This window comes from Mycolicibacterium aichiense (genome assembly GCF_010726245.1).
Classification (GTDB): Bacteria; Actinomycetota; Actinomycetes; order Mycobacteriales; family Mycobacteriaceae; genus Mycobacterium; species Mycobacterium aichiense.
Window position 1 is genome coordinate 4,351,494 of record NZ_AP022561.1, and the last position, 19,628, is coordinate 4,371,121.

Genomic DNA, 19,628 nt, shown 5'->3' on the forward strand with positions numbered 1-19,628 from the left:
TCCCGCGAGTCAGAGTAACCCTGGTCACGTCCGGGGTGCGCAGACGTCGAGCGCCGCCTCGACGACATCGACGACCACCAGCCGGTCCAATGCTGCCTGTGCGACGAAACCGGGCTCGACGAGTGACCCCAACCAGGTGCGCAGACCGTCGTAGTGGCCGGTGGGGTCAAGGAGCACCACCGGTTTTTCATGCATACCCAGGTACCCCGCGGTCCACGTTTCGAAAAGTTCCTCCAGCGTGCCGATCCCGCCCGGGAGTGCCAGGAAGGCGTCGCTGCGGTCTTCCATGACTTGTTTGCGCTGACGCATGGTGTCGGTGACGATCAGCTCGTCGGCATCGACGTCGGCCAGCTCCCGGTGCACCAGCGCCTTGGGGATGACCCCGACCGTGCGCCCACCGTGGGAGCGGGCACCCTCGGCCACCGCGCCCATCGCCGAGACGTTGCCGCCGCCGGACACCAGCGTCCAGCCCCGGTCGGCAATCGCCTCCCCCACCCGTCGGGCGAGGTCGAGCAGGTCGGGGTGACGCGGGCCGGATGCGCAGTAGACGCACACCGCCCACTCGTCGTCGCGGTTCTCGGGTTCCACACCGGCAAACCTAACGCAGCCGATTTACCGCTATTGCCGTGCCGGTGCGGTGCAGGCAAATACAGTCCGGCTATGCCGAATCAGTGGCCGCTCGTGCCGCGCCAGTCCTGCGACCGCGCGATCGAGCTGCTCGGCACTCATCGCGGGCTGGTCCTGGTCGGCGCCGACGGGGTCGGCAAGACGACGCTGGCCGGCCAGATCGCCGATCGGCTCGGGGAGACCGCGCCGGTCCGGGTGAAAGCCACCGGCGGCCAGGCCGCCGTGCCGTTCGGGGCGTTCGGCCCACTGGTCGAGGTCCACGAGGTGGGAAAGCCTGCCGCACTGATCCACTCGGCGCTGGAATCTCTGCTCGCCCAAGCGGATAGCACGTTGATCATCGTCGACGACGCTCAACTGCTCGATCCGTTGTCGGCCAGCCTGGTCTATCAGTTGGCGCGGCACGGGTCGGCCCGGCTGATCGTCACGGTCCGGGCGGGCGCGACGCTGCCGTCGGCGGTGACCGCACTGGTCGACGATGAACTGCTGACCGCGCTCGACGTCGGTCCGCTCGACCAGGACGAGACCGGGGCCGTGCTGACCGCGTTGGGTCGGCCGCTGGGCGACGAGTACCGCCGCACCGGCGGCAATCCGCTGGAACTGCGACTGCATCTGCAGACCCGTTCGGCGGCAACGTCACTGGCCGGTCTGGTCGATGCGTATCTGGCCGAGCTACCGACCGGGGCCCGCACCGCACTGAGCTACCTGGCCGTACACGAGCCGCTGTCGCGCGACGACCTGGCCGCACTCGCCGGTGACGACGCCGTTGTACAGGCCGAAACAGCCGGTGCCGCAGAGCTATTCGGCCAGACGGTGTATGCCGGTCACCCGCTGTTCGTCGAGCGGATGAACCAGGAAGCCGACCCGGCCGACACCAGGCGGTTACGAACCGAGATCCTGACCCAGCTCGCCGCCCAGCCTCACCGCCACCTCTGTGATCGCCTCGGCCGCGCGGCGCTCGCACTGGACAGCGACTCCCCCGAGCCCGTCGATGACGTGGTGGCGGCAGCACAGCAGGCGCTGCGGCTCGGCGATCTGACCCTGAGTGAACGGCTCGCCGGGGCGGCCCTGGCGCGGTCCGAACGCTTCGACGCCCGGCTCGCGCTCAGCTACGCGCTGGCCTGGCAGGGCCGCGGCCGGGAAGCGGATTCGGTGCTCGCCGAGGTCGACGCGGCCGCACTCACCGAGGACGAGGTGATGGCGTGGGCGTTGCCGCGCGCGGCCAATCAGTTCTGGATGCTGTCCGAACCCGAGCGCGCCACCGCGTTCCTGCAGAACACCCGCAAGCGGATCAACTCGACGGCGGCCAGGCTGACCCTGGACGCGCTGTCGGCGACGTTCGCGATGAACGCGGGCAACGTGGCGCGGGCCGTCGAGATCGCGGCAGGCGTGCTCGCGGCGCCGGAGGCCGAGGACATGGCGGTGGCGTGGGCGGCCAGCGCCTCGGCCTTGTGCGCGGCACGGATGGGCCGCTTCGATCAGGTGGACGCACTGGTGAAGCGGGCGTTGGACGCCGAGCACCCCGGCCTGCTGCGATTCACCGTCGGCCTGGCGCAGACCACCACGCTGCTGATGACCGGGCAGCCCGATGCCGCGCTCGAGGTCGCCGGTGAGTTCACCGACTTCGCCGAGCTGGCCCAGCCGGGCCGCTCGATCGGAGAGGTGTTGCTGGCGCAGGTGCTGCTAGCCCAGGGGAATCCGACGGGTGCAGCGCGACTACTCGGCCCGGCCGCGGCGACGCTGGAGCGCACCGGCTACTCGTGGGGTCCGCTGTCGCTGATGTACCTGACCACCGCGCTGGCCCAGCAGGGTGAGATCGCCGATTCGGCGAAGGCGCTGAGCCGGGCCGACTCCCGGCACGGCACCAAATCCGCGTTGTTCGCCCCCGAACTGGGGGTGGCGCGGGCATGGCGGCTGGCCACCGTCGGCGACGGCACCCACGCAGCGATCGACGCCGCACGCGAAGCGGCCCGCGGCGCGGAGCGCAGCGGTCAGCTGGGGGTCGCGGTGTGGGCGTGGAATGAGGCGGCCCGGCTCGGCGATGCGCAGGCCGCCGGGGCGATCTCGAAACTGGCGGAGACGGTGGACTGCGCGTTCACCCGGTGATCAGCACGTCATAAGCCCGGTGCGCCCAGGCGATGGCCGGCTCGTTGCGGCCGACGAGAATGCGGTCGAGCAGGCCGGTCTCCAGATTCGCTTGGGTGCGTGCGGCAGTCGGGAAGTCCTCGCTGGTGACGACGTTGTAGAGAAACTCGTTCATGAATTCCGCCCCCGCACGGGCATTTTCGTCGTCCAGCGGCTCCCAGCTGTACGAGGCGAACCGGAACGTCGACTTGCCGGGAACCGAGCCCGGATCCAGTCGGGTCAGGGCCACCATCGGTGCCGCGACGACCAAGCCGGTGCTGGGGAAGATGTTGTAGATGAACTGCAGGTGATCCATCGGCCGCCACTGACTTTCAGGTGTACCGATCAGATCCAGCGCGGCGGGCGACACCGCCGCCATCCGATGGTTGTACTCGTAGCGCCGGTACAGACCGGTGTTACCGATGTTGGCTGGCCCTACGCTGTCCTTGTGCAGATATGACACGTGGTATAGCTCGAATCCGGTGTCGTTGCCCAACTTCCAGTTCAGGTCGACCTCGGTGGTGCGCTCGGCTACCAGATGTAATCGCGAGAAATCCAAGCCGTCCAACTCGGCTCCGAGATCGCCCATCATCGCGTCGATGTCGATCTCCATGCCAGGCGTCGGCGTGACGAACAACATGCCGTAGCGTTCGGCGGCGGGCAGTGCGATCAAGCCGGTCTGTCCCTTGTCGACGTCACCGAAGGTGCCGGCGTGGGCCACCCCGGTCAGCGATCCTTTCAGATCGTATGACCAAGCGTGCCAGGGACATACGAGCCGACGAGCTTTGCCGCATCCGTCGGCCAGCGTGGTGCCGCGATGCCGGCATGCGTTGAGGAACGCGTGGAATCCGCCGTCGTTGTCACGTGTCAGCAGAACTGGCACGCCGGCTACGGTCTGCGTGGAGAAGTGCCCGGGTTTCAGATCGACAGCCATGCCGACCACCTGCGGGCGGCGCAGGAATAACACCTCGCGTTCCCGAGCCAACCGCTCCGGATCGCAGAACCTGGCGCTGTCGAGTTCGACGACGTCGTCGGTCATGGCCGTGCTGCCGTCGGATGCCAGTTCGAGGATGTCTTTGAGGATGCCGATCAACTCGTCGCGGTCCATCGCGGGTTTCCTTCCCATCGAACAGCACTGAGCAAATGTCGCACATGACACTAAAACGTCAGATGCGACAGAAGCAAGAACTCGCTCAGAGTCCGTCGGCAGCTGTGCGCAGCCCGAGTTCGGTGAGTCGCCGCAGTTCGGCGAGGTCACCCGCCGCCGTGCGCATCCAGATGTCGAGAGCGCTGAATACCGCGCTGCCGATCATCAACGAGCGAATGCGCGCCGTCAGCCGCTCGTCGACCGTCGGTTCGGCGGGCAGCAGATGGTTCTCGATGGTCGACGCGTACCGAGCCTGCAGACGGTGCAGATGCCACTCGATGCGCCCGGCGCCAAGGTCGCGATCACGAAGCCTGGCCAGCTCGGCGAGCACGGCAGGCTCACCAGGGAAAGATTCGGTCGCGGTCATCACGGAGGTCACGATCGGTTCGCCGCGTGGCCTTACCTCCAATGCCCGGCGAAACCACTCGAGGCGCAGTTCGTAATCGGAGAACAGCACTTCCTCTTTGGTCGAGAAGTACCGGTAGAAGGTGCGCTCACTGACGCTGACGTCCGCGGCGATGTCGGCGACCGACGTCGCGTCGAAACCCTCCAACACGAACCGCTTGATCGCCGCATCGCGCAACGCAAGCCGCGTGCGCTCGGCCTTGGATGTCGCAGACGTCAACGCTCCGACCATGGGGTCACTGTAAGCCAAAGCCACAAATTGTCATCCTTGACACCAGAATGTCACATCTGCCATTTTGGGGATGCGCAGTTACAACCGAACGGAGACGTCATGCCAGATTTCGACGCGATCATCATCGGAGCCGGCCACAACGGATTGACCGCCGCGAATGTGCTGGCCAAGGCAGGGGCATCCGTGCTGGTGGTGGAACGCAATCACTTCGTCGGCGGAATGGCCGCCACCCGAACCCTGTTCGACGGCTACCAGCACAGCGTCGGCGCCTGGGCGGTGCTGGTGTGGTCGGAACAGATGACCAAGCGGCTCGAGATCGAAGACTTCGGATACGAGCTGGTGCCGCAGTGGTCGTCGGCCTGCACGTTCGGTGACGAGGGCGACGTGCCATTCGTGCTCTACAACGACATGGAGCGCATGGCCACGCACATGCTCGAGGATCACGGGCCCGATGTGGCGATGGCCGCCGGTGAACTCTTCGCGCATGTCGGGCAGTTCGACAAGTACTTCCGACAGGCGATGTTCGACCCGGAGATCGATATCTTCGAGGTCATCGCAGAACAAGCCGACCGCGAAACCCGGCGAGCGTTCGCGGACATGTGGTTCGGGCCGGCGATGGACATCGTCCGGCGGTTCTTCCCGGGCGACATGGCCCGCACCCTGCAAGGCTCGATGGCCGCGATGGCGGTCGACGGGTTCGACGGCGGGCCGTGGACGCCGGGATCGGGGGCGTCATTGGTCTACCACTACATGTTGCGCAGCCCCGGCGAGATGACCGACCGCATCGTGATGCCGCGCGGCGGCATCGGCAACCTCAGCAAGGCACTGCAGCGGCGGGCCGAGTCGATGGGAGTGGACGTCCGGCTGGCGACACCAGTCAAATCGATTGTGGTGGAATCCAGCAGCGGAAGCCCAAAGGCCACCGGAGTGACGTTGCGCGACGGATCGACGGTCACCGCCGACGTGGTGTGCTCGACCGCGGACCCGTATACGACCTTCCTGGGATTGACTGGCGAACAACACTTCCCGACGGACTTCGTGCGGAAGCTCCGGGAGATCAACTTCGATCTGGGATACATCCAGGCGCACATGACCATCGAGGGCGAGCCCGAGTGGATCGAGCGGCTGCAACCCTTCGTGTCCGACAACGGCAAGAAAGTCCCGACGCTGGCCTACCTTCCCTCGGCGGAGTACGTCGCCGACGGTTGGGACCAGTACCGGGCCGGCCGTTTCCCGGCGGAGAATCCGCCCGCCTATCTGTATATGCCGAGTTACTGCGATACGACGCTGGCGCCCGAAGGCCATCACAGTGCCACGATCTACGCGCAGTACTTCCCGGTGGGCATGGACGCCGACGAGCACCGCGAGCAAAAGGAGCGCTACGCCGACGCCTGCCTGGCCACGATCGAGCGGTTCTCCCCCGGCTTCCGAGAGCGCATCGGCGAACGGGTCGTGTTCTCCAACCGGTACTTCGGCAGCGCGTTCAGTGCGCACAAAGGCGACTTCGCACACGGAACGCTGAGCCCGGTGCAGATCTGGAACCGCAGGGGCGTGCCGGGCGAGTCGCAATACTCCACGCCGGTGGACAACCTCTTCCTCGTCGGGCAGGGAGCCCACCCTGGGCCAGGGGTCACCGGTTTACCGGGCTGGAACGGAGGCCAGGCCGTGGTCGAACGGCTCAACTCCCGCGCCGCTCGGTAAGACCGTTCACCCGGTGAGGTAGCGCCGCAACGTCTCGGTGACGGCGGTGATCTGGGCCAGCGACACCCGTTCGTCGCGTTTGTGCGCCAGATTGGGGTCGCCCGGCCCGTAGTTCACGGCGGGGATGCCCAGCGCGGCGAACCGGGCGACGTCGGTCCAGCCAAACTTGGCACGCACCATCCCGTCGGCGGCCGCCACCAGCGCCGCCGCCGCGGGATGACTCAGCCCGGGGAGCGCACCGGCGGCGACATCGGTCTGCTCCAGATGTACGTCGAGCCCGTCGAACACCTCTCGCACGTGAGCCAGTGCCTGGTCGGGTGAGCGGTCCGGCGCGAACCGAAAGTTCACGGTCAACTGCGCGGCGTCGGGGATGACGTTGCCTGCCACACCCCCGTCGATCTTCACCGCCGACAGCCCTTCGCGGTACGTACAGCCGTCGATCTCGACCATCCGGGCCTGGTATCCGGACAGCCGGTCGAGCACCGGGCCGAGTTTGTGAATGGCGTTGTCGCCCAGCCAGGATCGCGCCGAATGCGCCCGCGTTCCGGTCGCCGAGATCACCACCCGCAAGGTGCCCTGACAGCCGGCCTCGATATAGCCGCCGGACGGCTCACCGAGAATCGCGACGTCCGCGGTCAGCCAGTCCGGAAGCTCGCGCTGGATCCGGTTGAGTCCGTTGGCGGAGGCTTCGATCTCTTCGCAGTCGTAGAAGATCAGGGTGATGTCGTGGGCGGGCTCGGCGATGGTGGCGGCCAGGTGCAGGAACACCGCGTCACCGGACTTCATGTCCGAGGTGCCGCACCCATACAGGTGATCGGCGTCGAACCGCGACGGCACGTTGTCGGCGATCGGAACGGTGTCGAGGTGACCGGCCAGCACCACCCGCGACGGCAGGCCGAAGTTCGTGCGGGCCAGCACCGCGTCGCCATTGCGGATGATCTCGTAGCCCGACGTCTGCGCGCGCAGCGCCGACTCGACCTCGCCGGCGATGCGCGCCTCATCCCGCGACACACTCGGGATATCGACGAGCGCGGCGGTCAGCGCGATCGGGTCAGCGTGTAGATCCAACACAACTGACCAGGCTAGCGGGCAGCGCGATGCATTACGGTGGAGCACCGTGACTTCTGCTGCTGGCGTCGGATTGGCCACCATCACCGAGGACGGGACCGTCCTCGACACCTGGTTCCCGGACCCGGAACTGGGCGCATACAGCCCGTCGGGCAGCACCCGGCTCTCCGTTGCCGAGGTGCCCGACGATCTGGCGGCCGCCGCCGGCCCCGATCCGGCCCGCGGGGTGGAGACGATCGTGGTGCGCACGGTGATCGCGGACCTGGCCGACAAGCCGCTCGACACCTATGACGCATACCTGCGGCTGCACCTGCTCTCGCACCGGCTGGTCGAGCCGCACGGCCTGAATCTGGACGGCATCTTCGGTGTGCTCACCAACGTGGTGTGGACCAATTTCGGCCCATGCCAGATCGAGGGCTTCGAAGACGTGCGGCTGCGGCTGCGCAGCCGCGGTCACGTGGCGGTCTATGGCGTCGACAAGTTCCCGCGAATGGTCGATTACGTACTGCCGGCCGGGGTGCGGATCGCCGATGCCGACCGGGTGCGCCTGGGCGCACACCTGGCACCGGGCACCACCGTGATGCACGAAGGCTTCGTCAACTTCAACGCGGGCACACTCGGCGCGTCGATGGTGGAGGGCCGGATCTCGGCGGGTGTGGTCGTCGACGACGGCTCGGACATCGGTGGCGGTGCGTCCATCATGGGCACGCTGTCCGGCGGTGGCACGCAGGTCATCTCGGTGGGCAAGCGCTGCCTGCTCGGTGCCAACGCCGGCCTCGGTATCTCGCTGGGCGACGACTGCATCATCGAAGCCGGCCTCTACGTGACGGCCGGCACCAAAGTCACCACCCCGGACGGCACGACGGTCAAGGCCCGCGAACTGTCCGGCGCGAACAACCTTCTGTTCCGCCGTAATTCGGTGACCGGCGCCGTCGAGGTGGTGGCCCGCGACGGCAAGGGCATCGCGCTCAACGCCGCGTTGCACGCGAATTAGGCGGAGGCACTGCACGCCAACTAGGTCGGGTGTGAAAGACGACTGCTCGGGTATAGCAGCAGCGTGTTCGGAGATGACTTGCGGCAGCTGGCCGCGGCCCATGGCGTGGCAACCTCCTATCGCAACGAGCGACGTGAGCCGGTCGAGGTCGACGCCGATGTGGTGATCCGCGTTCTGGGGTTGCTCGACGTAGACGCAACCACCGAGGCCGCCCGGCGCGCCGCATTGGCCGCGCTCGCCGAGCGCCGACGCGCTGGGCGACTGGCCCCGACCATCGCCGTCCGGCTGACCGGCACACCGCACTCGGTGCCCGGGGCCGTACTGCTCGTCGGTGAGGACGGCAGCCGCATCGAGCTGAGCGACGAGCTGCCCGGAGATCTTGCGCCGGGCTGGTACCGCCTGCACACCCGCGACGGCCAGCAGGTGACGCTGGTGGCCGCACCTGCGCAGGTGCCGCAGACGCCCGACACGTGGGGCTGGATGCTGCAGTTGTATGCCCTGCGCTCGCAGCGGTCATGGGGCATCGGCGATTTCGGTGATCTGCGGGAGTTCCTGCAGTGGACGCTCGCCGAGCACGGCGCCGGTGCGGTGCTGCTCAACCCGCTGCACGCACCGGGCCCGACGCATCCGGTGCAACCCTCCCCGTACACGCCGTCGAGCCGGCGGTTCTCCAATCCTTTGGCGCTGCGGATCGAGGATCTCGGGGCGTATCACCGGGCCGACCCCGGCACCCGCGCGGAGGTGGACGCGCTGCGCGTGTCGGCAAGCACCGAGCGCATCGATCACGACCTGGTGTGGGCGGCCAAACGCTCTGCGCTGGAAGCACTCTGGCGCGCGGTGGGCCGGCCCACCCCGCTCGATGGATCCCCGGGCACGGAGGGGTTGACCGACTGGGCGACCTACTGCGCGCTCGCTGAGCGGCATGGCGGACGGTGGAGCCGGTGGCCTGCTCCGCTGCGCGATGTGACGGGGTCCGCCGTCCTGGCTGCCCGTCGGGAACTGGCGTCGCGAGTCGACTTTCACGCCTGGGTGCAGCAGCAGTGCGCCGAGCAGTTGGCCGCGATACGCGCGGCCGGCCGAACCGCAGGCATGGCCCTCGGCGTGCTGCACGACCTGCCCGTCGGGGTGGACGCCGACGGCGCGGACGCGTGGGCGCTGGCCGATGTGCTCGCCGCCGGCGTGAGCGTCGGCGCGCCGCCGGACAACTTCACCCCTCGCGGCCAGGATTGGGGCCTCCCGCCGTGGCGTCCCGACCGCCTGGCCACCACCGGATACGTGGGATTGCGGGACATGTTGCGCGCCATCCTGTCTCACGCGGATGGTCTGCGCATCGACCATGTGGCCGGTCTGTGGCGGCTGTGGTGGATACCGCCCGGCGACACCCCGGATCGCGGCACCTACGTGCACTACGACGCCGACGTCATGCTTGCGGTTCTCGCCCTGGAGGCGCACCGGGCCGGCGCGGTCGTCGTCGGTGAAGACCTGGGCACCGTCGAACCGGAGGTCACTGAGGCGTTGGCCGCCAACGGCATGCTCGGCTCGGCGGTCTCGTGGTTCACCCGCGACGAGGCGGACCCGGACCAGCCGCTGCTCCCTTCGGCGGCGTGGCCGGAACGTGCGGCGGCCAGCCTGTCCACCCATGACCTGCCCACTGCCGCAGGGTTTCTCCGCGGCGAGCATGTGCGCGCCCGCGCCGACCTGGGCCTGCTCGACGACGTCCCGGCCGAAGAAGCGAACGCCGCCACCGAGCGCGCGGAATGGGTTGCATTGCTGCGCAGCGAAGGGCTGCTGGCCGATGGTGAACCCGACGAAGCGTCGATCATCTCTGCGATGCACCGTTTTCTGGCGTCGACGCCGAGCCGGCTGAAGTTGATCTCGCCGTACGACGTCATCGGCGAGGTTCGGCAGCCGAACCTTCCGGGCACGATCGACGAATACCCGAACTGGCGGCTGCCGCTGGCTGAGACCCTCGAGGAGCTCCGGGCGGATCCGCGGGTTGCCGAGATCGCCGCGGCCTTCAGGCGCTAGAAACCTGGGTGGCGAGCGCTACTTCGCCGACAGGATGCAGAACTCGTTGCCCTCGGGATCGGCCAGCACCACCCAGCTCTGCTCACCCTGGCCGATGTCCACGTGGCGCGCCCCGAGCCCGAGCACCCGGTCGACCTCGGCCTGCTGGTCGTCGGGCGTGAAGTCGAAGTGGATGCGGTTCTTGACCGTCTTGCCGTCAGGCACCGCCAGGAACAGCCAGTCGGGCCCGGCGCCGGCGGGGGCACGCAGAGCCACATCGCCGTCCTCGGTCGGCTCGGCGGGCCAGCCCAGCACCGTCGACCACCACGCGGACAGCGCGTGGATGTCGTGGGCGTCGATGCAGACTTCGCTGAACCGCAGCGTCATTTCATCAACTCCTTCTTGACGACTTTGCCCATCGCGTTGCGCGGCAGCGACTCGACCAACCGCACTTCCCGCGGTCGCTTGTGCACCGAAAGTTGCTCGGCGACAAAGCTGATCAGGTCCTCCGGGTTGGCATCGCCGACCACGAACGCGACGATCCGCTGGCCGAGATCGGTGTCGGGCAGACCCACCACCGCGACCTCCTCGACACCCGGGTGGCCGAGCAGCACCGTCTCGACCTCACCCGCGCCGACCCGGAAACCGCCGGACTTGATCAGGTCCACCGATTCTCGCCCGACGATGCGGTGCATGTCGCCGCCATCGATCACGGCGGCATCGCCGGTGCGGTACCACCCGTCGGCGTCGAACGCCTCTGCGGTGGCATCGGGCCGGTTGAGGTAGCCGTCGAACACTGTCGGGGCCTTGAGGTGAAGGCTGCCGATGGTCTCGCCGTCGTGCGGCGCGACCGTTCCGTCCTCGTGGACCAGCCGGGTCTGAACCCCGTTGAGCGGCAAGCCAACCCAGCCGGGCCGTCGTTCACCGTCGGCGCGGGTGCTCAGCGTGATCAGCGATTCGGTGCTGCCGTACCGCTCGACGGGTGGCTGGCCGGTCAGTTCGGTCAGCCGGGTGAACACCGGGACCGGAAGCGGAGCACTTCCGGACACCAGCAGCCGAGCCGAGGCCAGAGCGGTGGCGGCACCGGTGTCGGCGACCACCCGCGACCACACGGTGGGCACCCCGAAGTACAGGCTGCCACCGGCGGCGGCGTACCCGGCCGGGGTCGGTTTCCCGGTGTGGACGAAGCGATTTCCCACGCGCAGCGACCCGAGCAGCCCGAGGATCAGGCCGTGCACGTGGAACAACGGCAACCCGTGCACGAGGGTGTCGTCGGGGGTCCACTGCCAGGCCTGGGCCAGCGCGTCGATCTGGGCCGCGATGGCGCGCCTGCTGATGAGCACGCCTTTGGGCAGGCCGGTGGTGCCGGAGGTGTACATGACCATCGCGGTGCTCGACGGCGCAGGCTCGGCGTAGCGATGCCACGACCGTGCGTGCAGCCGCACCGGAACATGCGGCAGGCCACCGAGATCGGCGGGCAGCTCCCCCAGCCAGGCCTGGGCACCGGAGTCGGTGAGGATGTGCGCGCGTTCGGCGACCCCGACGTCGGCGGGTACCGGCACGAACGGGACGCCGGCGATCAGGCAGCCGGTGACGGCGAGCACGGTGGTCGCGGTGGGGGTGGCCAGCACGGCGACCTGGCGGGCACCGCCGATGCGCTCGGCCACCGACGTCGCCGCCCCGACGAGATCGCTGCGGGACAACACTGCGTCGTCGATCCGCACGGCGTCGCCGATGTCGGCTCCGGCGGCGACGGTGGCGGGATTCAGGGAGGCCAGCAGCACCCCGCCGACGCTACCGAACATACTGGGCCGGTGAAGCCCATCACCCAGCTCTCATCGCGCGAGGTGTACCGCAACCACTGGATGTCGGTGCGTGAGGACATCGTCGAACGGCCGGACGGCTCCACGGGTATCCACGGCGTCGTCGACCGCCCCGACTATGCGGTGGTCATCGCCGTCGACGGCGACCGGCTGGCGATGGTCGAGCAGTACCGCTATCCGATGGGTGCCCGCCGCTGGGAATTCCCCATGGGCACCGTCCCGGGGGACCCCGACATCGAACCGGCCGATCTGGCGGCCCGCGAACTGCGCGAGGAAACCGGCCTTACGGCAGGCTCGCTGATGTTGCTCGGCCGCCTGGACGTCGCACCCGGGATCATGAGCCAGCGGGGCTGGGTGTTCCTGGCCACGGATGTCACCGAGGGTGAGCCCGACCGTGAGCACGAAGAGCAGGACATGCACTTCGAATGGTTCGAGCGCAGCCGGTTCGAGGAGTTGATCCGCGCCGGTGAGATCACCGATGCCCAGTCGCTCGCGGCGTATGCACAACTGCTGCTCAAAGAGCGTTTCGAGGCCTAATCGTGACCCACACGCGTGGGGCAGTTGTGACAGTTGAGGTTTTCTGACGGCTACGCTGATAACTCGCATACGACGTTCCGAGGAGTCATGAGCAGCCAAAGTTGGGGTGCCACGCTGGTGGCCGCCGCGACGATCTGCGCCGCGGGACTGGTGTCCCCCGCCTCGGCGCACGGTCAGCCGCTGGCCTGGAACGGGCGATACCAGATGACGACTTACGCCTCGCTGAAGGCGGGCACCAGCCCGGCGACTCGCCAGAAGGAGAACGACTTCGGCGCGGTGTTCACCTTGTCGACAGCCTGCTCGGGTGGCGCCTGTGTGGCGACCGTCGTAGACGGGCCCGCACCGAGTAACCCGACGATCCCGCAGCCGACCCGCTACACGTGGAACGGTGCCGAGTGGGCCACCACCTACGACTGGGTGTGGGACTGCTTCCTCGGTGACGGGTATCAGAAGCAGTGGAGCCCGGCGACCTCGTGGGCGTTCTACACGCCGCAGCCGGACGGATCTCTGCGCGGCACCTGGCACACCGACATCGCGTCGGGCCCCTGCCGCGGCAGCGTCGTCATGCCCGTCTCGGCAGTGCCCGCCTGACCCTGGACCCCCGCGCCCGCACAATGGATAACGTGACCGACACGGCGACCACGACGACGGCGGCGCGTAACCATGCTTTCGACCTCTACCGGGTGGTCGCCCTGGTCTTCGTCGTCATCGGGCACTGGATCGCGGCGGCGCTGACCTTTTCCGACGGCGGGTTCTGGCGGGAGAATCCGCTGGTCGACATGCCGTGGACGCAGTGGTTGACGTGGATCTTCCAGGTCGTCCCGGTGTTCTTCGTGGTGGCCGGCTACGCGAGTGCGGTGTCGTGGACACAGCGCAGCCCCGACGAGTCCAGGCAGGCGTGGCTGCGGCGGCGACTGGTCCGCCCGCTGGGACCGACCGTGGTCTACGTCGCGTTCGCCCTACTGGTCGTGGCCCTCCTCGGCCGGGTCGGGGTGGCGGGCTCGGAGCTCGACTTCGGCGCCTGGGCGGTGGCCATGCACCTGTGGTTCCTGGGTATCTACGTGGTGGTGGTCGCGCTGACCCCGGTCGCGGTCGCCGCACACCGGCGCTGGGGCAAGTGGGTGCCGTTCGTGATGACGCTCGCCGTGGCGGCGGTGGATGTGGCGGCCATCGGTGCGCACCTGCCCTACGTCGGCTGGCTGAACTATCTGCTGGTCTGGGGCGTGCTCTACCAGCTCGGCATCGCCTGGCACGACGGCACACTGTGTCGTCGCGCGGCGATCGCGGTGGCTGTTCTGTCGGCGATCGTGCTGGCGCTGGCGGTCACCGTCGGGCCCTATCCGGTCAGCATGATCGGGGTCCCCGGCGCCGTCGTGAACAACACCGGACCACCCAACCTGGCCCTGCTGGCGCTCGGCGGAGTCCAGGCCGGTGTGGTGCTGGCCGTGGCGCCGGCGGTGAACCGGATGGTGAAATCCGTTCGTACGCAGCGCGTTCTGGCCATCGCGAATGACAACGTGATGGCCCTCTACCTGTGGCACATGGTCCCGGTGGTGATCGTCGCGGTCGCCGGGTATCCCACCGGGCTGCTGCCGCAACCGACCCTCGGCACGGCGGCCTGGTGGTGGTTCCGGCTGGAGTGGGTGGCGATCCTTGCCGTGGTGGCGGCCGTCGAGCTGCTGCTGTTGTGGTGGGGCCGCAGGTTGTTCTCGGCGCCGCTGCCCCAGGTCGCAATAGCCATCCCGCCCCGGCTCGGCGAAGCGTTGTTGTTCGCGGGCACGCTGACGATCGCGGTGACCATCTCGGTGTTCGCCACCCTCGGATTCGCCCCCACCGGGCGGTTCCCCCTGACCCTCAGCATCGCCTTCGCCCTTGGCGTGCTGCTGGTCTCGCTGACCCCGGTCAGTAGGCGTCGAACCCGAGCTTGACCGCCAGCACCAGACCCGCAACACCGATGAGGATGCGCAGCGGGGTGCCCGGAGCGCGCCGGACCACGACCGGTCCCAGCCGGGATCCGATCAGGCAGCCGGCGCCCAGCGGGATGACCGCGAGCCAGTGCACCGGCGCGAGGAACGCGAACAGCACCGCCGCAACGGTGTTGGCCAATCCGAGCAGGATGTTCTTGGCGGCATTGGCGTGGGCGAGGCTGTGGGCTCCCGCATTGAGCAGCAACGCCAGGAACAACACGCCCGCCGCCGCACCGAAATAGCCGCCGTACAGAGCGATTCCGAAGATCGCGACGCCCTCGGCCACCACGACGAGTCGGCGCCGGCGCCCGGGATGGGGCGTGCCGCGCGGAGCGACGATCGCCACCGAGGCCAGGGCGAGCAGAACCGGGACCACCTTCTCGAACGCATCGGCCGGGGTGGTCAGCAGCAGAACCGCGCCCGCGGCCCCGCCCGCGATGGTCACCGGCGCCATCCGGGTGATGAAACGTCCTTGTCCGGCCAGTTCGGGCCGAGATCCCCACGCCGAGCCGATGCCGTTGAACACCAGGGCCACCGTGTTGGTCACATTCGCCGTCACCGGCGGCAGACCTATGGCCAGCAGGGCCGGGTAGGTCGCCACCGAGGCCAGCCCGGCGATGCTGCCCGTCAACCCACCGAGCACACCGGCGATCAGCAAGGTGATGGCGTCGAGTGCGCTCAGGTGCGAATCCTTGTCTAGCGGTGCGTCAGGGCTCGCAGAAAGAACATCAGGTTGGCCGGGCGTTCGGCAAGTCGGCGCACGAAGTACCCGTACCACTGCGTCCCGAACGGCACGTACACCCGGACCTGGTTACCCTCCGCCGCGAGTCTGCGCTGCTCGTCGTCGCGGATGCCGTACAGCATCTGGTACTCGAAACGGTCGGTATCCCGGCCGAATTCGATCGCCATCTCCCCGGCGGCGGCGATGACGACAGGATCGTGCGAGGCGACCATCGGATATCCGTTGCCGGCCATCAGCGTTCGCAGACACCGCAGGTAGGACCCGGTGACGTCGGCGGCATCACGGTAGGCCACCGACGCCGGCTCGTCGTAGGCGCCCTTGCACAGCCGGATCCGGGCCCCGGTTGCGGCGAACTCGGCGCAGTCGGCCTCGCTGCGCTTGAGGTAGGCCTGCAGAACGGTTCCCAGCCAATCGAATTCGGTACGCAGCTCGCGCACGATCGACAACGTCGAGTCGGTGGTGGTGTGATCCTCGGCGTCGACAGTGACCCAGACACCGACCTGCTGCGCCCGCTGGCAGATTGTGTGCGCGTTTTCGAACGCGATCTTGTCGCCGTCCTTCGGTAGTGCCTGGCCGAGCGCGGACAGTTTGAGCGACACCTCCAGCGGGCGGACGGTGGCCGCGTTCTCGACCCGGGCACCGAGCGCATCGAGCAGGTCGAGGTAGGCCTTGACGGTGGCCTCGGCCGCATCGGTGTCGGTGACGTCCTCACCGAGGTAGTCGATGCTGACCATTCTCGAATCGCGCAGCGCGCGGACCGCGGCCAGCGCGTCGTCTGTCGTCTCCCCCGGCACGAACCGGCCGACCACGTCACGCGCGATCGGTAGGCGCTCGGCGCTGTGCCGCAACCGATTCGAGCGGCTGGCGGCCAGGATGACCGGTCGAGCAATTCGATTGAAGGCACTCATCACTGCACCCCCATGTGCGGATAGGTGTGGCTTGTCGGCGGAACGAACGTCTCCTTGATGGACCGCGCCGACGTCCAGCGCAGCAGGTTCAGCGGTGAGCCCGCCTTGTCGTTGGTGCCCGAGGCCCGCGATCCGCCGAACGGCTGCTGCCCGACGACCGCACCGGTCGGCTTGTCGTTGACGTAGAAATTGCCGGCCGCGAACCGCAGTCGCTCGGCCGCCGTCGCGACAGCAGCCCGGTCGTCGGCGATCACCGCTCCGGTGAGCGCATAGCGGGAGCCGCCGTCGACGACGTCGAGAACAGCCTCGAACTCGTCGTCGGGAAAGACGTGGACGGCCAGGATGGGCCCGAAATACTCAGTGCTGAACGCCTCGTCGGTCGGGTCGTCGGAGAGCAGAACCGTCGGGCGCACGAAATAGCCTTCACTGTCGTCACATTCACCGCCAGCGGCGACGGTGACACCGGGTGCGCTCTTGGCCCTTTCCAAAGCGCGAGCGTTCTTCGCGAACGCGCGGGCGTCGATCACGGCCCCGCCGTAGTTCGACAGGTCGGTGACATCGCCGTAGCTCAATGCCTCGGTCGCGCCGAGGAAATCGTCACCCATGGCCTGCCACACCGAGCGCGGAATGAAGGCCCGCGAGGCGGCCGAACACTTCTGGCCCTGATAGTCGAACGCGCCGCGAATCAGCGCGGTGCGCAACACATCCGGATCAGCCGAGCTGTGCGCGACGATGAAGTCCTTGCCGCCGGTCTCGCCGACCAGCCGCGGGTAGCTGTCGTAGTCGCCGATGCGGGCGCCGACCTCACGCCACAGGTGCTGGAACGTGGCGGTCGATCCGGTGAAATGGATACCGGACAGCCGCCGGTCTCCCAGCACGACATCGGAAACCGCGAGCCCGTCGCCGGCCACCAGGTTGATCACGCCCGCCGGCAGCCCGGCCGCCTCGAGCAGTTGCATCGTCAGGTAGGCCGCGAAGGTCTGGGTGATCGACGGCTTCCACACCACGGTGTTGCCCATCAGCGCCGGCGCCGTCGGCAGGTTGGCGGCGATCGCGGTGAAGTTGAACGGGGTGATCGCATAGACAAAGCCGTCCAGGGGGCGATAGTCGGTGCGGTTCCACACCCCCGGTCCACTGATCGGCTGCTGGGCCAGGATCTGCCGAGCGAAGGCAACGTTGAAGCGCCAGAAGTCGACCAGCTCGCAGGGGGCATCGATCTCGGCCTGGTAGGCGGTCTTGGACTGGCCCAACATGGTGGCCGCGGCGATCTTCTCCCGCCACGGGCCTGCCAGCAGGTCGGCGGCGCGCAGGAACACCGCGGCCCGTTCGTCGAACGGGGTGGCGGCCCAGTCGTGTTTGGCGGTGATCGCCGCATCGACCGCGGCGGCGGCGTCGGCGGCCGTGCCGTTGGTCACAGTGCCCAGCCGGGCGCTGTGCCGGTGCGGTTGGACCACGTCGATGCGGTCGCCGTCGCCGAGGCGGTGCACGCCGCCGATCACGTGCGGCAGGTCGACGGGGTTGGCGGACAGCTCGTGCAGGGCCGCACAGAGGCGGTCCCGTTCGGCAGATCCAGGCGCGTAGTCGTGAACCGGCTCGTTGGCCGGCGCGGGAACATCGGTGCGGGCGTCCATGCACCTCAGGATGGCTCCTGACACGACTCGAGATGTTGGCTGATCCGCCAATCTTGAGGCAGTGTGCTAGTAGCATCGGACAACGTGCGGGATACCGGCGTCAGCCTCGGCCAGCTGGTGTTGGCCCTGGATGCGACGTTGGTTCGGCTCGTCGAGGCGCCGAGGGGGCTGGACCGGCCGGTCCGTTCGGCGGCACTGATCGACTCGGACGACGTGCGGCTGGGCCTGGCGGTCAGCGCCGGATCGGCGGACGTGTTCTTTCTCCTCGGCATCTCCGACACCGACGCCGTCCGATGGCTGGACCGGCAGGTCGCCGCGCACGGTTCCCCCGCGGCGATCTTCGTCAAGGAGCCGTCCGACGCCGTCGTCGCCCGGGCCGTCGCCGCCGGCTCCGCGGTCGTCGCCGTCGACCCGAAGGCTCGGTGGGAACGGCTGTACCGCCTGGTCAACCACGTCTTCGAACACCGTCGCACCGACTCGTTCACCGATTCCGGTACCGATCTGTTCGCGCTGGCGCAGTCGATCGCGGATCGCACCCACGGCATGGTCAGCATCGAGGACGCGCAGTCGCACGTGCTCGCCTATTCGGCGTCCAACGACGAGGCCGACGAGCTGCGGCGGCTGTCCATCCTGGGCCGGGCCGGGCCGCCCGAGCATCTTCGGTGGATCGCGCAATGGGGCATCTTCGACCGACTGCGCGCCGGGGCCGACGTGGTGGCGGTCGACGAGCGGCCGGAACTGGGGCTGCGGCCGCGGCTGGCGATCGGCATCCATCGCCAGGACGGGCCGCCGGGATTCGAGGGCACCATCTGGGTGCAGCAGGGCACCCGGCCGCTGGCCGACGACGCCGGCGAGGTGTTGCGCGGCGCGGCGGTACTGGCTGCCCGGATCACGGCTCGACTGGCCGCACGGCCCTCGGCTCACCTGCTGGCCGTGCAACAACTGCTCGGGCTGGCCGATCCCGACGAGGTGGACCTGACCGGGGTGGCCCGGGAACTGCGCATCCCCCTGGACGGCCGCGCCGCCGTGATCGGCTTCGTCAGCACCGTCGCCGACCCTCGGCTGCCCGACGTTCTGGCGCTGAGCGCCAGCGCTTTTCGCCCCGACGCGCAGGTTGCCGCCGGCGCTTCGCGGGTTTACGTCGTCCTGCCGGACTCCGGTCGCACCGCTGCGGTGGTGTCGTGGATCCGCGGCACCATCGGCACGCTGCACGCCGAGCTCGGGCTGGACCTGCACGCGGTGATCGCAGCTCCGATCGCGGGGCTGGCCGCCGTCGCCGGCGCCCGCCGCGAGATCGACCGCGTCTTCGACAGCGCCCAGCGTCACCCGGTGTTCGGCAAGGTGACCACGCTGGCCGAGGCGCGCACCACGGTGCTGCTCGACGAGATCGTCACGTTGGTGGCGGCCGACGAGCGGCTGATCGATCCGCGGGTGCGCGCCCTGCGGGAAGCCGACCCAACGCTGGCAGAGACCCTGCGGGTCTACCTGGACTGCTTCGGCGATGTGGCGGCGGCGGCGGCGGTCCTTCATGTCCACCCGAATACGGTTCGCTATCGGGCGCGCCGTCTGGAGCAGGCACTTTCCACTTCGCTGAGCGATCCCGACGTCCGGCTATTACTGTCATTGAGCCTGCGGGCTACCGCGTGATCTGAGCAGTCAAGCAGCCGCGCCGCATTCAGCGAGAAATTTTTTGATGAACCTGGTAACACTGTTGCATC

General features: G+C 68.5%; 17 protein-coding genes. 8 read left to right on the top strand and 9 right to left on the bottom strand.

What is annotated here, in order from left to right; translation table 11 throughout:
- Window positions 1-24: 24 nt before the first annotated feature.
- Window positions 25-588 carry a cytokinin riboside 5'-monophosphate phosphoribohydrolase gene (locus tag G6N32_RS20750; protein ID WP_163789356.1) on the bottom strand — a complete coding sequence of 188 codons (564 nt, stop codon included), beginning with the start codon at window positions 586-588 and terminating at the stop codon, window positions 25-27.
- Between the two features lie 72 nt (window positions 589-660).
- Here G6N32_RS20750 and G6N32_RS20755 point away from each other — a divergent pair, with 72 nt between their 5' ends.
- A complete protein-coding gene (locus tag G6N32_RS20755; protein ID WP_115321653.1) occupies window positions 661-2,730 on the top strand; it encodes an ATP-binding protein in 2,070 nt (689 codons plus the stop codon).
- Here G6N32_RS20755 and G6N32_RS20760 read toward each other — a convergent pair.
- Both G6N32_RS20760 and G6N32_RS20765 read right to left on the bottom strand, forming a co-directional pair.
- Window positions 2,720-3,874, bottom strand: a complete 1,155-nt coding sequence (locus G6N32_RS20760; RefSeq protein WP_115321654.1) for an aromatic ring-hydroxylating oxygenase subunit alpha — start codon at window positions 3,872-3,874, stop codon at window positions 2,720-2,722. The genes G6N32_RS20755 and G6N32_RS20760 overlap by 11 nt on opposite strands.
- 67 nt (window positions 3,875-3,941) lie before the next feature.
- Window positions 3,942-4,532 (bottom strand): TetR family transcriptional regulator, encoded by a 591-nt coding sequence (locus G6N32_RS20765; RefSeq protein ID WP_115321655.1) that lies wholly within the window; start codon window positions 4,530-4,532, stop codon window positions 3,942-3,944.
- Between the two features lie 99 nt (window positions 4,533-4,631).
- On the opposite strand from G6N32_RS20765, the gene G6N32_RS20770 reads away from it, so the two are divergent.
- Window positions 4,632-6,233 carry a phytoene desaturase family protein gene (locus G6N32_RS20770; protein ID WP_115321656.1) on the top strand — a complete coding sequence of 534 codons (1,602 nt, stop codon included), beginning with the start codon at window positions 4,632-4,634 and terminating at the stop codon, window positions 6,231-6,233.
- Window positions 6,234-6,239: 6 nt separating this feature from the next.
- Here G6N32_RS20770 and dapE read toward each other — a convergent pair whose 3' ends face one another.
- Complete coding sequence (gene dapE, locus G6N32_RS20775) at window positions 6,240-7,304, bottom strand: succinyl-diaminopimelate desuccinylase (RefSeq protein ID WP_115321657.1); 1,065 nt, start codon at window positions 7,302-7,304, stop codon at window positions 6,240-6,242.
- A 46-nt stretch (window positions 7,305-7,350) separates the two neighbouring features.
- Here dapE and dapD point away from each other — a divergent pair, with 46 nt between their 5' ends.
- Both dapD and G6N32_RS20785 read left to right on the top strand, forming a co-directional pair.
- Window positions 7,351-8,295 carry a 2,3,4,5-tetrahydropyridine-2,6-dicarboxylate N-succinyltransferase gene (dapD, locus tag G6N32_RS20780; protein ID WP_115321658.1) on the top strand — a complete coding sequence of 315 codons (945 nt, stop codon included), beginning with the start codon at window positions 7,351-7,353 and terminating at the stop codon, window positions 8,293-8,295.
- A 63-nt stretch (window positions 8,296-8,358) separates the two neighbouring features.
- Window positions 8,359-10,323, top strand: coding sequence for a 4-alpha-glucanotransferase (locus G6N32_RS20785; protein ID WP_115321659.1), 1,965 nt, complete (start codon window positions 8,359-8,361; stop codon window positions 10,321-10,323).
- Between the two features lie 18 nt (window positions 10,324-10,341).
- On the opposite strand, the gene G6N32_RS20790 is transcribed toward G6N32_RS20785, so the two are convergent.
- Together G6N32_RS20790 and G6N32_RS20795 are read right to left on the bottom strand one after the other, a co-directional pair.
- Complete coding sequence (locus G6N32_RS20790) at window positions 10,342-10,689, bottom strand: VOC family protein (RefSeq protein WP_115321660.1); 348 nt, start codon at window positions 10,687-10,689, stop codon at window positions 10,342-10,344.
- Window positions 10,686-12,086: an acyl-CoA synthetase gene (locus G6N32_RS20795; protein ID WP_115322048.1), complete on the bottom strand. Its 1,401-nt coding sequence runs from the start codon at window positions 12,084-12,086 to the stop codon at window positions 10,686-10,688. The genes G6N32_RS20790 and G6N32_RS20795 overlap by 4 nt, the downstream gene beginning before the upstream one ends.
- Before the next feature lie 81 nt (window positions 12,087-12,167).
- Between G6N32_RS20795 and G6N32_RS20800 the strand changes: the two genes are divergently transcribed.
- The 3 genes from G6N32_RS20800 (at window position 12,168) to G6N32_RS20810 (ending at window position 14,590) form a co-directional block, all read left to right on the top strand.
- Window positions 12,168-12,662, top strand: a complete 495-nt coding sequence (locus G6N32_RS20800) for an NUDIX domain-containing protein (RefSeq protein WP_276047572.1) — start codon at window positions 12,168-12,170, stop codon at window positions 12,660-12,662.
- An 87-nt stretch (window positions 12,663-12,749) separates the two neighbouring features.
- A complete protein-coding gene (locus G6N32_RS20805) occupies window positions 12,750-13,253 on the top strand; it encodes an Rv2253 family sensor-like surface protein (RefSeq protein WP_115321662.1) in 504 nt (167 codons plus the stop codon).
- Between the two features lie 23 nt (window positions 13,254-13,276).
- The gene (locus G6N32_RS20810; RefSeq protein ID WP_115321663.1) at window positions 13,277-14,590 is read left to right on the top strand and encodes an acyltransferase family protein; all 1,314 of its coding nucleotides are present in this window, start codon (window positions 13,277-13,279) and stop codon (window positions 14,588-14,590) included.
- Here G6N32_RS20810 and G6N32_RS20815 read toward each other — a convergent pair.
- Genes G6N32_RS20815 through pruA form a run of 3 tightly spaced genes read right to left on the bottom strand, consistent with a single transcriptional unit; the run spans window position 14,565 to window position 17,910 of the window.
- Complete coding sequence (locus G6N32_RS20815) at window positions 14,565-15,287, bottom strand: sulfite exporter TauE/SafE family protein (RefSeq protein ID WP_232077216.1); 723 nt, start codon at window positions 15,285-15,287, stop codon at window positions 14,565-14,567. The genes G6N32_RS20810 and G6N32_RS20815 overlap by 26 nt on opposite strands.
- A 38-nt stretch (window positions 15,288-15,325) precedes the next feature.
- Window positions 15,326-16,279, bottom strand: coding sequence for a proline dehydrogenase family protein (locus G6N32_RS20820; protein WP_115321664.1), 954 nt, complete (start codon window positions 16,277-16,279; stop codon window positions 15,326-15,328).
- Complete coding sequence (pruA, locus tag G6N32_RS20825) at window positions 16,279-17,910, bottom strand: L-glutamate gamma-semialdehyde dehydrogenase (RefSeq protein WP_115321665.1); 1,632 nt, start codon at window positions 17,908-17,910, stop codon at window positions 16,279-16,281. The genes G6N32_RS20820 and pruA overlap by 1 nt, the downstream gene beginning before the upstream one ends.
- 84 nt (window positions 17,911-17,994) lie before the next feature.
- Between pruA and G6N32_RS20830 the strand changes: the two genes are divergently transcribed.
- Complete coding sequence (locus tag G6N32_RS20830; RefSeq protein WP_115321666.1) at window positions 17,995-19,557, top strand: PucR family transcriptional regulator; 1,563 nt, start codon at window positions 17,995-17,997, stop codon at window positions 19,555-19,557.
- Window positions 19,558-19,628: the final 71 nt, after the last annotated feature.

What these genes read in the sequence shown, in the direction of transcription:
- G6N32_RS20800 (WP_276047572.1), top strand. Translation starts at nt 12,168, where the DNA reads ATGTCGGTGCGTGAGGACATCGTCGAACGGCCGGACGGCTCCACGGGT.
- pruA (WP_115321665.1), bottom strand. Translation starts at nt 17,910, where the DNA reads ATGGACGCCCGCACCGATGTTCCCGCGCCGGCCAACGAGCCGGTTCAC.
- G6N32_RS20770 (WP_115321656.1), top strand. Translation starts at nt 4,632, where the DNA reads ATGCCAGATTTCGACGCGATCATCATCGGAGCCGGCCACAACGGATTG.
- G6N32_RS20820 (WP_115321664.1), bottom strand. Translation starts at nt 16,279, where the DNA reads ATGAGTGCCTTCAATCGAATTGCTCGACCGGTCATCCTGGCCGCCAGC.
- G6N32_RS20805 (WP_115321662.1), top strand. Translation starts at nt 12,750, where the DNA reads ATGAGCAGCCAAAGTTGGGGTGCCACGCTGGTGGCCGCCGCGACGATC.
- G6N32_RS20755 (WP_115321653.1), top strand. Translation starts at nt 661, where the DNA reads ATGCCGAATCAGTGGCCGCTCGTGCCGCGCCAGTCCTGCGACCGCGCG.
- G6N32_RS20810 (WP_115321663.1), top strand. Translation starts at nt 13,277, where the DNA reads ATGGATAACGTGACCGACACGGCGACCACGACGACGGCGGCGCGTAAC.
- G6N32_RS20760 (WP_115321654.1), bottom strand. Translation starts at nt 3,874, where the DNA reads ATGGGAAGGAAACCCGCGATGGACCGCGACGAGTTGATCGGCATCCTC.
- G6N32_RS20765 (WP_115321655.1), bottom strand. Translation starts at nt 4,532, where the DNA reads ATGGTCGGAGCGTTGACGTCTGCGACATCCAAGGCCGAGCGCACGCGG.
- G6N32_RS20790 (WP_115321660.1), bottom strand. Translation starts at nt 10,689, where the DNA reads ATGACGCTGCGGTTCAGCGAAGTCTGCATCGACGCCCACGACATCCAC.